Here is a 12,130-nt window from a genome sequence, read left to right as displayed (position 1 = left end):
GGAATCCCAACCGAAAGAAATCTCATGGCCACCTTTGACGAGACGATCCTCGACAACCTCGAGATCGAGCTCCCCTCCTGGGCGTTCGGCAACTCCGGCACCCGGTTCAAGGTGTTCGGCACCCCGGGCACCCCCCGCACCATCCACGAGAAGATCGCCGACGCCGCGAAGGTCAACGAGCTGACCGGGCTGGCACCCACCGTCGCCCTGCACATCCCGTGGGACACCGTCGACGACTACACCGCCCTGGCGGCTTACGCTAAGGATCTCGGCGTCGGCCTGGGCACCGTCAACTCCAACACCTTCCAGGACGACGCCTACAAGTTCGGCAGCCTGACCCACACCGACAAGACGGTGCGGCAGATGGCCATCGACCATCACCTCGCCTGCATCGAGGTGATGAACGCGACCGGTTCGCGCGATCTGAAGATCTGGCTGGCCGACGGCACCAACTACCCCGGACAGGGCGACATCCGCGGACGCCAGGACCGGCTCGCCGAGTCGCTCGCGACCATCTACCAGCACATCGGCGACGACCAGCGACTCGTGTTGGAGTACAAGTTCTTCGAGCCCGCGACGTATGTCACCGACGTCCCCGACTGGGGCACCTCCTACGCCCATGTGACCGCGCTCGGCGAGCGGGCGATGGTCTGCCTCGACACCGGCCATCACGCGCCGGGAACCAACATCGAGTTCATCGTCGCGCAGCTGCTTCGCCTCGGAAAGCTGGGTTCCTTCGACTTCAACTCGCGCTTCTACGCCGATGACGACCTCATCGTCGGTGCCGCGGATCCGTTCCAGCTCTTCCGGATCCTGTTCGAGGTGATCCGCGGCGGCGGGCTCGACGCCGGGTCGCCGGTCGCTCTCATGCTCGATCAATGCCACAACGTCGAGGAGAAGATCCCCGGCCAGCTCCGTTCGGTGCTGAACGTCGAGGAGATGACGGCCCGCGCACTACTCGTCGACACCGATGCGCTGACCGAGGCACAGGCCGCCGGAGACGTGTTGGGCGCGAACGCGATCGTGATGGACGCGTTCTACACCGACGTCCGTCCGATGCTCGCCGAGCGTCGTGTCCGTCGCGGCCTGCCCGCAGACCCGATGGCCGCATACGTCGACTCCGGATACCACGAGCGCATCGTCGCCGAGCGTGTCGGCGGTACCCAGTCGTCCTGGGGCGCCTGAGCCCTCCCCCAGCCCCAGTTCCCTGAACTCCCGAGGAGATCACCCCTAATGACCAATCCCGCAGTCGCCGCCCTCATCGAGCGGTCCAACCGACTCGGATCGGATCCGAAGAACACCAACTACGCCGGCGGCAACACCTCCGCCAAGGGCTCCGACACCGACCCGGTCACCGGTGAAGACGTCGAACTGCTCTGGGTGAAGGGCTCCGGCGGTGATCTCGGCACCCTCACCGAGAAGGGCCTGGCCGTGCTCCGGCTCGATCGCATGCGTGCGCTCGTCGACGTCTATCCCGGCCTCGACCGTGAGGACGAGATGGTCGCCGCCTTCGATTACTGCCTGCACGGAAAGGGCGGTGCCGCACCGTCGATCGACACCGCGATGCACGGCCTCGTCGACGCCGCGCACGTCGACCACCTGCACCCGGACTCCGGTATCGCCATCGCGACCGCGGCCGACGGCGAGGTCTTGACGCACAAGATCTTCGGTGACCGCGTCGTGTGGGTGCCGTGGCGTCGTCCGGGTTTCCAGCTCGGGCTGGACATCTCGGCGATCAAGAAGGACAACCCGCAGGCCATCGGTTGCATCCTCGGCGGCCACGGGATCACCGCCTGGGGCGACACCTCCGATGAGGCGCAGGCACATTCGCTGGAGATCATCCGCACCGCCGAGGAGTACATCGCCGCCAACGGTCGCCCGCAACCCTTCGGCGGCCCGATCGACGGCTACGGCGCATTGCCCGCCGAGGAACGCCGGGCCAAGGCCGCGGCGCTCGCCCCGTTCATCCGCGGCCTCGCCTCGATGGACAAGCCGCAGGTCGGTCACTTCACCGACGTCGACCCGGTCCTCGAATTCCTGGCGGCAGAGGAGCATCCGCGCCTGGCCGCACTCGGCACCAGTTGCCCGGACCACTTCCTGCGCACCAAGGTCAAGCCGATGGTCCTCGACCTCCCGGCCGACACGAGCGTCGAGGAGTGCAAGGAGCGCCTCACGGCACTGCACGAGGCCTACCGCGAGGACTACCGCGCGTACTACGACCGTCACGCCACCGCGGACAGCCCCGCGATGCGCGGCGCCGACCCGGCCATCGTGCTGATCCCGGGCGTCGGAATGTTCAGCTTCGGCAAGGACAAGCAGACCGCACGTGTCGCCGGCGAGTTCTACCTGAACGCCATCAAGGTGATGCGCGGCGCCGAGGCCATCTCGACCTACGCACCGATCGACGAGTCGGAGAAGTTCCGGATCGAGTACTGGTTGCTCGAGGAGGCCAAGCTCGCCCGCATGCCGAAGCCCAAGCCGCTCGCGACCCGCATCGCCCTGGTCACCGGGGCGGCATCCGGCATCGGCAAGGCCATCGCGACGCGTCTGGCCGCCGAAGGTGCATGCGTGGTGATCGCCGACCTCGACGCCGAGAAGGCACGGGCGGCCGCCGAGGAGATCGGTTCGACCGATGTCGCCATCGGGGTGGCCGCCGACGTCACCGACGAAGCGGCCGTACAGTCCGCGATCGACGCGACGGTGCTCGCCTTCGGCGGCATCGACCTCGTCGTGAACAACGCCGGCCTGTCGCTGTCGAAGTCGTTGCTGGACACCACCGCCGCCGACTGGGACCTCCAGCACAACGTGATGGCCCGCGGTTCGTTCCTGGTGAGCAAGGCCGCCGCACGCGCCCTCATCGATCAGAAGCTCGGCGGCGACATCCTGTACATCTCGTCGAAGAACTCGGTCTTCGCCGGGCCGAACAACATCGCCTACTCGGCGACGAAGGCCGACCAGGCCCATCAGGTCCGTCTCCTGGCCGCCGAGCTCGGCGAGCACGGGGTCAAGGTCAACGGCATCAATCCCGATGGCGTGGTGCGTGGTTCGGGGATCTTCGCCGGCGGCTGGGGCGCCAAGCGCGCTGCCGTCTACGGCGTCGAGGAGAAGGATCTCGGCAAGTTCTACGCGCAGCGCACCCTGCTCAAGCGCGAGGTGCTGCCGGAGAACATCGCCAACGCCGCGTTCGCACTCTGCACGTCCGACTTCTCGCACACCACCGGCCTGCACGTGCCGGTGGACGCGGGCGTCGCCGCCGCGTTCCTGCGATGAGCCGATCCACCCGGTCCGCCCAGGTCGCCGCGATCGACCTGGGCGCGACCAGCGGCCGGGTCATGCTGGCCGACGTCTCGCGCGGACGACTCGAGCTCGAACAGGTCGCCCGGTTCACCAACGACCCGGTCCACATCTGGAACGGGCGCAGGTCCGCTCTGCACTGGGATGTCCCGGCGCTGTTCCGCGCCGCGTCGGCCGGCCTCGCCGAGGCGGGCAGGCAGTCCGACGATCTGGTCGGGATCGGGGTGGACTCCTGGGCGGTGGACTACGCGCTCCTGCGGGAGGGCCGCATGATCGGGTTGCCGCACCACTACCGGGACACCCGGAGCGTGGTCGGGGTCGACGCCGTGCACGCCGAACTCGGTCCCGCGGACCTGTACGTGCGCAACGGCTTACAGTTCCTGCCGTTCACCACCGTGTACCAATTGGCCGCCGAAAAGGCCGACGGGTTGCTCGATCAGGCCGACACCGCCCTGCTGATCCCGGACCTCATCACATACTGGCTCACGGGCCGACGCGGCACCGAACGCACCAACGCCTCGACCACCGGATTGCTCGGCATCAACGGGCGGTGGGACACCGCGATGATGGAGCGTCTCGGATTGCCCGTCGGCTTGTTCCCCGACCTCGTGGAGACCGGCACCGACCAGGGCCCGTTGCTCGGCGACGTCGCCGAGCGCCTCGGACTGTCGACGTCGACCCGCGTCACCGCGGTCGCGTCCCACGACACCGCGTCGGCGGTCGCCGCCATCCCGATGGACCCGTCGCGGTCGGCGTACATCTCGTGCGGGACCTGGGGTCTGGTCGGCGTCGAACTCGAGCAGCCGGTCGTCTCCCGCGACGGGTGGAAGGCCAACTTCACCAACGAGGTCGGCGCCGACGGCCGTATCCGCTACCTGCACAACGTGATGGGCCTGTGGCTGCTCAGCGAGACGGTCCGCCAGTACCAGCGCGAAGGGTATCGCGCCGAACTCGGTGAACTGCTCGCGCAGGCCGCCGAGGCGCCGGCGACGGTCGAGATCTTCGACACCGACGACGCCCGGTTCCTCCCGCCGGGAGACATGCCCGGACGCATTCGCGACTGGTACGACGAGCGCGGCATGCGTCCGCCGATGACGCGCGCCGAGATGGTGCGCACGATCGTCGAGAGCCTCGCGGCGGCCTTCGCCGACGGGGTGGCGCGAGCGGCCGAACTGTCCGGCACGACGGTGGAGACCGTCCATCTCGTCGGCGGCGGCTCGCAGAACCGGCTGCTGTGCCAACTCACCGCCGATCGGCTGGGCCTGCCGGTGCAGGCCGGTCCGGTGGAGGCGACCGCGCTGGGCAACGTGCTGATCACCGCCCGCGCCCACGGTCTCATCGATGGCGACCTCGAGGCGATGAGGTCTATCGTCGTCGACAGGTTCCCGCCGCAACACTACGCACCCCGACACTCCCGCGGCACGCGCTCCCGCACCGCGGTGGGGACAGGAAAGGCATGACCATGCAAGGCAGTTCTCCCATGAAGCGTCGAGTTCCCAAGCCGCGCGACCTCGCGCCGCTGATGCAGTTCAAGAAGCCCCAGTTCGACGCGAAGAAGCGCCGCCTCGACGCCGCCCTCACCATCGAGGACCTGCGCGCGATCGCCAAGCGCCGCACCCCGAAGGCGGCCTTCGACTACACCGACGGTTCGGCCGAGGCCGAGCTGTCCATCGGACGGGCACGACAGGCGTTCGCCGACATCGAGTTCCATCCGGCCATCCTGCGTGACGTGTCCAAGGTCGACACCTCGTGCACGATCCTCGGCGGGCGTTCGGAACTGCCGTTCGGCATCGCACCCACCGGGTTCACCCGGATGATGCAGACCGAGGGCGAATACGCTGGTGCGCGCGCGGCCGGCCGGGCCGGGATCCCCTTCTCGCTGTCGACGATGGGTACGGCGTCGATCGAGGACGTCCGGGATGCGAATCCGCACGGCCGCAACTGGTTCCAGCTGTACATGTGGAAGGACCGGGAGCGCTCGATGGCCCTGGTCGACCGCGCGGCGAAGGCCGGGTACGACACCCTGCTGGTGACCGTCGACGTGCCGGTCGCCGGGGCTCGTCTGCGCGACAAGCGCAACGGCATGTCGATCCCGCCGGCGCTGACCGCCAAGACCGTGCTCAACGCCATCCCGCGCCCGCAGTGGTGGATCGACTTCCTCACCACCGAGCCCCTGGCGTTCGCCTCGCTCGATCGATGGTCAGGAACGGTGGCCGAACTGCTGGACACGATGTTCGACCCCACCGTCACCTTCGACGATCTGGCGTGGATCAAGTCGCAGTGGCCGGGCAAGCTGGTGGTCAAGGGCATCCAGACCGTCGACGACGCCAAGGCCGTCACTGCCCTCGGCGCCGACGGCATCGTATTGTCGAATCACGGTGGGCGCCAACTCGACCGCGCACCGATCCCGTTCCACCTCCTGCCCGAGGTGGCCCGCGAGGTCGGCGCGGACACCGATGTCATGCTCGACACCGGCATCATGAGCGGTGCCGACATCGTGGCGTCGGTCGCCCTCGGCGCGCGGTTCACGCTCGTCGGCCGGGCCTACCTGTACGGCCTGATGGCCGGCGGGGAGGCCGGGGTGGACCGGATGATCGAGATCCTCGGCGAGCAGATCGCACGCACGATGCGGCTGCTCGGTGTCGCCTCGCTCGACGAGCTGACCCCCGCGCACGTGACCCAGCTCGAGCGGCTGGTGCCCCGGGCGCGTTCCTGAGGCTCGACTGCCGAGGTCGCGTGGGCATCAGACCGGCCGCCTACGCGACCTCCGCGTCCTCGCGGCGGTGGGCGAAGTGATCCACGAGGCCCACCACCAGCGCGATCAGCACCAGGACCGCGGCCGTCGCCAGTCCGATCTGGAACGCCCGCGCCCAGTCGCCGCCGGTGTTCGCGACCTGGGCGAAGAACACCGCACCGACGAGCGCGATCCCCGCGGCGGCCCCGATGCGCTGACCGGTCTGCAGGACGCCACCGGCGATGCCCGCCTTGGTGACCGGCACCTGGTCGAGGCTGAGCGTGAGATTGGGCGAGATCACGAGACCGGAACCGATACCCGCCACCAGCAGCGGCAGCGCGGCGGCGTACCCGACACCGGGACCGGACACGAACGCGACGGCGACGATCGTCGCGATCATCCCCACGACCACCAGGCCCAGACCCAGCAACACCAGCGAGCGCCCGACCCGGTTGACGATGTTGCCGCCGACGCTGGCCGACACCGCCGAACCGAGCGCGAACGGGGTCACCGCCAGACCGGCCTGCAGTGCCGAATAGCCCAGGCCCTGCTGGACGAACAGCGTGTAGATGAAGAACACCGTGGTGAACCCGGCGAAGTAGACCATCGCGATGATGCACCCCAGCGTGTACGACCGCATGGAGAACAACGAGAGGTCGACGAGTTGCTGGCGGCCGACGCGGCCCTGCCGGCGTTCCCACAGGACGAACGCGCCGATCAGCACGGCCGCGAGGACGAGCAACAACCATTTACGCCCGCCGGGCCATTCCTGTTCCTGGACCATCGGCAGCATCAGTGCGAACACCCCGGTACCCAGGAGCACGACGCCAACGGGATCGAAACTCCCCCGCAGTGGTTGTTTGAGTTCCTCGGGCCGAGCGGGGATCAACCGTATCGCGGCGACGAAGGCCGCGATGCCGATCGGCACGTTCACGAAGAAGATCCAGCGCCACCCGTCGGCGGACCCGCCCAGCTGGATGAGGACCCCACCGAGCAGCGGCCCGACCGCGGTCGAGATCCCGATGGTCGCGGCGAACATGCCGAAGGCCCGGCCACGCTCAGCCCCGCGGAACAGCAGCTGGATGAGCCCAGAGACCTGCGGCGCGAGAATGCCGCCCGCAACGCCCTGGATCAGGCGGAAGACGACGAGTTGCGTCGGGCCCTGGGCGAACCCACATGCCGCCGACGCCAGCACGAACAGGGACAGCCCGATGAGGAAGGTCACCTTTCGGCCGCGCGCGTCCCCGACCCGGCCGGCCGGGACCAGGACGAGGCCGAAGGCGAGGGCGTAGCCGGACACGACCCACGACAGGTCGGCCGAGTTCGCGCCGAGACCGGATTCGATGGACGGGAGCGCGACGTTGACGATCGAGACGTCGAGAAGGGTCATGAAGCCGACCACCAGGCACACCGCGAGCGCCTTCCAGCGCCGCGGATCGGGTTCGTAGTCCGCGGAGAACGGGCTGGCCGGAGTCGACATGGATCGCCTTTCCTACAGGAGGTACCGCGGGTGTTCGTAGTCAATCAGCTCACGAGATGGGCGACCCTCCCGAGTCCGCGAAACGCGAGGACCGGCATCGCATCTGGTGAGATGGACACATGGGTGTGAGCATGCGGGATGTCGCGGCGGCGGCCTCGGTGTCGGTGGGCACGGTCTCGAACGTGCTCAACTCGCCCGGAAAGGTCTCGCCCGCGACCGTCGCGCGGGTCCAGGCGGCAATCGACCAGCTGGGTTTCGTGCGCAACGACGCCGCGCGTCAACTCCGTGCGGGCCGATCGCGTTGCGTCGGCATGGTGGTTCTCGACGTGGGCAACCCCTTCTTCACCGACATCGCCCGCGCCGCCGAACAACGGGCCGGCGAGCACGACCTCACGGTGCTGCTCGGCACCTCCGACGACGACGAATCGCGCGAACAGGCCTATCTCGACACCTTCGACGAGCAGCGGGTGTTCGGTCTGCTCGTCTCGCCGATCGGCGACGATCTGCGGCGGTTCGACTCGCTGCGCCGTCGCGGCACCCCGGTGATCCTCGTTGACCGGGACGCCGGCGGCTCGCCCTTCGATTCCGTCGCCGTCGACGACATCGCGGGCGGGCGGCTCGCGGTGTCGCACCTGTGCGAGACCGGTCGTCGCCGGATCGTGTTCGTGGGCGGACCGCCCGGACTGCGGCAGGTCGCGGACCGCCGCCGGGGCGCGCAGGAGGCGGTCGACGCCGTCGACGACGCCACGCTCAAGGTCGTGCAGACGGCGAACCTGAGTGTGCTGGCCGGACGCGAGGCGGGACAGGCCCTGCTGGCCAGGGCCCCCCGAGACCGACCGGATGCGGTGTTCTGCGCCAACGACCTACTGGCCATCGGGGTCCTGCAGGCGTTGACGATGCTCGGCGGCGACGTCCGCGTTCCCGACGACATCGCGCTGATCGGTTACGACGACATCGATTTCGCCCGCTCGGCCGTCGTCCCGTTGTCGTCGATCCGGCAGCCGACCTCCCGCATCGGCGTCACCGCGGTCGATCTGCTGATGAGCGCGGCCGACGATCCCGCCGAACGCCACGTCCCGTCGAACCTCGTGTTCCAGCCCGAGTTGGTCGCCCGCGCATCGACACTGGGCTGATGGTGTGACGCACGCCATCGCCGGGTAGACGGTGTGAGGACTCTCCTAATATTGCGTAGTCCTGCAAGTTTGCAGGGTTCTGCAAGTTCCGTACCGTGGGTGAGGTGAACTCCCCCGGACTCCGCGAGGCGAAGAAGGCGGCGACCCGTTCGGCGCTCGCCCGCGCTGTGCTGCGGTTGTCCACCAGCGCCGGGATGGATCACGTGACGATCGACGCCGTCGCGGCGGAGGCGAACGTCTCGGTCCGCACGTTCCACAACTACTTCAGCGGCAAAGAGGATGCGCTGCTGCACTTCGTGTCGTCGCTGTTCGACACGATCGTGGCGCGGATCGAGGCCCGACCGACGGACGAGAGCTTCTTCTGCTCGGTCCGGACCGCCCTCATCGAGGCCGCCACCTCGCCCGACGTCGGCGAACCCGCCGAGATCGTCGCGCTCCTGCGCCTCCTCGACACGGATCCGGGGCTGACGGCCAGGTCCCGCGACATGGAGTTGGGCGACACCGTCGAAGCGCGTCTCGCCGAACTGTGCGCGCAGCGCGGGCAGCCGGCACACACCCTGTATCCGCGCCTCGTCCTGCACAACGCGATCACCACCATCCGCGTCGCCCTCGAATTCTGGGTGACCCATCACGACGACACCCCGGGCACCGCTGCCGACCTGGCCACCGTGCTGGAGTCCGCCTTCGACCAGCTGGCGTCCGGGCTCGCACAACCCATCCCACCGTTGAACGAACTCGCCGACCCATCCCTCGAGGAGCACTGACGTGGCAACACACCTGTACCGACTAGGGCGATGGGCGTTCGAGAACCGCCTCAAGACGATCGCGATCTGGGTGCTGGTCCTCATCGGGCTGGGCATCGGCGCGAGCCTGCTGGCCAAGCCGACGTCGGAGTCGTTCTCGATCCCGGGTATCCCGTCGGAGAAGGCGCAGGACCTGATGGTCGAGCGCTTCCCCGGCGAGGCCACGTTCGGTTCCGACATCGGCGTCACGTATGTCGTTCGCGCACCGGAGGGTTCGACGCTCACCGAACCCCGGTACCAGGAGGCCATCGACTCGATGGTCGCCGGCCTCAGGTCCGTCGAGGACGTGAAGAGCCCGGACTCGATCACCAACCCGTTCGTCTCCTACGGCACCGAGCAGTCACCGGGTCAACTCCGTGAACTGTCGGCCGCCTTCCAGGAGAAGACCTTCGGCAAGAACGCCGAGGAGGCGGCCGCCGATGCGCAGGCCACCTCGCCGATCAACGCGGCGGGCACCGTCGCGCAACTCGGCGCCTCCTTCGACGTCGAGGCGTCGTCGGATGTCACCGAGACGATGCGGGAGCAGATGGACGCGATCGCCGACGACGCGCGGGCCGCGGGACTGACCGTCGAGATGAAGGGTTCCGCCACACAGCAATTCGAGCTCGGGATCACCTCCGAGCTGATCGGTATCGGCGTGGGCGCGCTGATCCTCATCCTCACGTTCGCCTCCCTCGTCGCGTGGGGCATGCCGATCATCACCGCGATCGTCGGAGTGGCGATCGGGATGCTCGGCGTCCAGATGGGCACCCACTTCTTCGATCTCAGCAACGAGACCCCGATCCTCGCGACGATGATCGGCCTCGCGGTCGGCATCGACTACGCGCTGTTCATCGTCTCCCGCTACCGCCACGAGATCCATCGCTCGGCGAACCGGGCCGATGCGGCCGGCCGGGCCGTCGGCACCGCCGGTTCGGCCGTCGTCTTCGCCGGCAGCACCGTCGTCATCGCACTGGCCGCGCTGGCGATCGTGAACATCCCGTTCCTCACCGCCATGGGTATCGCCGCGGCGGGCACCGTGGTCGCGGCCGTGCTGGTCGCTCTCACGCTTCTGCCGGCGATCCTCGGACTCTTCGGCGGCAAGGCGTTCGCCGGTCGCGTGCCGCGTCTCAACGCTCCCGACGTCGGGCCGCACGACACCGACCGCGTCCACAACGGCCAGCGCTGGGTCCAGCGCATCGTGGCGCGTCCGCGCACCGTGACCGTCGCGATCGTCGGACTCCTCGTGGTCCTCGCGATCCCGATGGCCGGCCTCAAGCTCGCACTGCCCAACGACGGGACCGCCGAACCGTCGGAGACCCAGCGCAAGGCCTACAACATGGTCGCCGACGGCTACGGCCCCGGCTTCAACGGACCGCTCGTCGTCGTCGCGGACGGTCGAGCCATCGAGGACACCGGCGAACGCCTGCGCGCCTTCGACACCCTCGTCGACGACCTCGGTCGTGTCGACAACGTCGAGGTCGCCCAGATCGGCGCCGGTGGACTCAACGAGGCCCGCGACACCGCCAAGATCACGATCATCCCGTCGACCGCCCCGGCCGACGAGGCGACTCCCGCACTGGTGGAGACCCTGCGCGAGATGGAGCCCCAGGTGCAGAGCACGATGGGCATCTCCTACGGCGTGACCGGCCAGACCGCGATCGAACTCGACATCTCCGACCGCCTGTCGAGTTCGCTGATCCCCTACCTCCTGGTCGTGGTGGGTCTCGCGTTCATCCTGCTGATCATCGTGTTCCGCTCGATCCTGGTGCCGCTCACCGCGGCCCTCGGCTTCCTGCTGAGCGTCGCCGCGACCTTCGGCGTGACGGTGGCGCTGTTCACCGACGGCGTGCTGGGCATCGTCGACAACCCGCAACCGCTGGTGTCGTTCCTGCCGATCATGTTGGTGGGCATCGTGTTCGGGCTCGCGATGGATTACCAGGTGTTCCTGGTGACGCGAATGCGGGAAGCCTACGTACACGGGGCCGACGCCAAGACCGCGGTCGTCGAGGGATACCGACACAGCGCCCGTGTGGTGGCGGCCGCGGCGGCGATCATGATCTCGGTGTTCGCCGCGTTCATGCTGCAGGACATGGCCTTCATCATGGTCATGGGCTTCGCACTGGCGGCCGCGGTGTTCTTCGACGCCTTCGTGGTCCGGATGACGCTGATGCCGGCGGTGCTGACCGTTCTGGGCGACAAGGCCTGGTGGCTGCCGCGCTGGCTCGACCGGATTCTCCCCGACGTCGACATCGAGGGCGAGAAGCTGGGGCTCGGCGACGATGCCGCCCGCCCGGCGGATGCTGCGGGAGAGGCCGACGCGGCGTCCGGGGTCCGCGCCGGCCGCTGAGCCGGGTCAGTCGACCCGGAACTCCCCGAGCTCCGACCAGCTGTCACCGTCGATCGTCGTGTTGATGACGTCGGGTGTGCGCTGGAGGTACTTGGGGAGTTCCTGCTGGGCCTGCTTGAAGTGCGGAGCCGTGACGTGCGCCTCCGCGGCGTCGTCGTCGAAGGCCTCCACCAGCACATAGGTGTTCGGATCCTCGATCGACCGCGACCAGTCGAACCACTTGTTGCCGGGCTCGGCGCGCGTCGCCTCGGTGAATTCGCGTGACAACTCGGGCCACTCGTCGGCGTATTCGGGTTTGATCGGGAACTTCACGACGATGAGGATCATGACTCGACCCTAGCTCCACACCGGCGGGCC

At 68.5% G+C, this 12,130-nt stretch carries 9 protein-coding genes; 7 read left to right on the top strand and 2 right to left on the bottom strand.

All coding sequences use genetic code 11. The features are described 5' to 3' along the window. Nucleotides 1-24: 24 nt before the first annotated feature. From rhaI to AC3B5T_RS14530, 4 genes are read left to right on the top strand one after another with little or no spacing between them, the layout of a single operon-like run. Complete coding sequence (gene rhaI, locus AC3B5T_RS14545; RefSeq protein ID WP_055474925.1) at nt 25-1,185, top strand: L-rhamnose isomerase; 1,161 nt, start codon at nt 25-27, stop codon at nt 1,183-1,185. A gap of 48 nt (nt 1,186-1,233) precedes the next feature. Further along, nucleotides 1,234-3,270: a bifunctional rhamnulose-1-phosphate aldolase/short-chain dehydrogenase gene (locus AC3B5T_RS14540; protein WP_055474926.1), complete on the top strand. Its 2,037-nt coding sequence runs from the start codon at nt 1,234-1,236 to the stop codon at nt 3,268-3,270. Next, on the top strand, nt 3,267-4,754 hold the full coding sequence (locus tag AC3B5T_RS14535) for a rhamnulokinase (protein WP_055474927.1): 1,488 nt from the start codon (nt 3,267-3,269) through the stop codon (nt 4,752-4,754). The genes AC3B5T_RS14540 and AC3B5T_RS14535 overlap by 4 nt, the downstream gene beginning before the upstream one ends. 20 nt (nt 4,755-4,774) lie before the next feature. Beyond that, complete coding sequence (locus AC3B5T_RS14530; protein WP_055474928.1) at nt 4,775-6,010, top strand: alpha-hydroxy acid oxidase; 1,236 nt, start codon at nt 4,775-4,777, stop codon at nt 6,008-6,010. Between the two features lie 40 nt (nt 6,011-6,050). Here the strand turns inward: AC3B5T_RS14530 and AC3B5T_RS14525 are convergent, their stop codons facing one another. After that, nucleotides 6,051-7,508 (bottom strand): MFS transporter, encoded by a 1,458-nt coding sequence (locus tag AC3B5T_RS14525; protein WP_055474929.1) that lies wholly within the window; start codon nt 7,506-7,508, stop codon nt 6,051-6,053. A gap of 119 nt (nt 7,509-7,627) precedes the next feature. On the opposite strand from AC3B5T_RS14525, the gene AC3B5T_RS14520 reads away from it, so the two are divergent. From AC3B5T_RS14520 to AC3B5T_RS14510, 3 genes are all read left to right on the top strand, one after another. Beyond that, nucleotides 7,628-8,641, top strand: a complete 1,014-nt coding sequence (locus AC3B5T_RS14520; protein ID WP_055474930.1) for a LacI family DNA-binding transcriptional regulator — start codon at nt 7,628-7,630, stop codon at nt 8,639-8,641. A gap of 104 nt (nt 8,642-8,745) precedes the next feature. Then, entirely contained in the window at nt 8,746-9,405 is a 660-nt protein-coding gene (locus AC3B5T_RS14515) for a TetR/AcrR family transcriptional regulator (protein WP_055474980.1), read from the top strand. Nucleotide 9,406: 1 nt separating this feature from the next. Further along, nucleotides 9,407-11,773 (top strand): MMPL family transporter, encoded by a 2,367-nt coding sequence (locus AC3B5T_RS14510; RefSeq protein WP_055474931.1) that lies wholly within the window; start codon nt 9,407-9,409, stop codon nt 11,771-11,773. Nucleotides 11,774-11,779: 6 nt separating this feature from the next. On the opposite strand, the gene AC3B5T_RS14505 is transcribed toward AC3B5T_RS14510, so the two are convergent. Further along, complete coding sequence (locus AC3B5T_RS14505) at nt 11,780-12,100, bottom strand: putative quinol monooxygenase (RefSeq protein WP_010841768.1); 321 nt, start codon at nt 12,098-12,100, stop codon at nt 11,780-11,782. Nucleotides 12,101-12,130: the final 30 nt, after the last annotated feature.

The sequence above is a fragment of the Gordonia sp. G4 genome (assembly GCF_057770005.1).
Note: the sequence above shows the minus strand (reverse complement) of the source record. Positions and strands in the feature narration are given on the sequence as shown.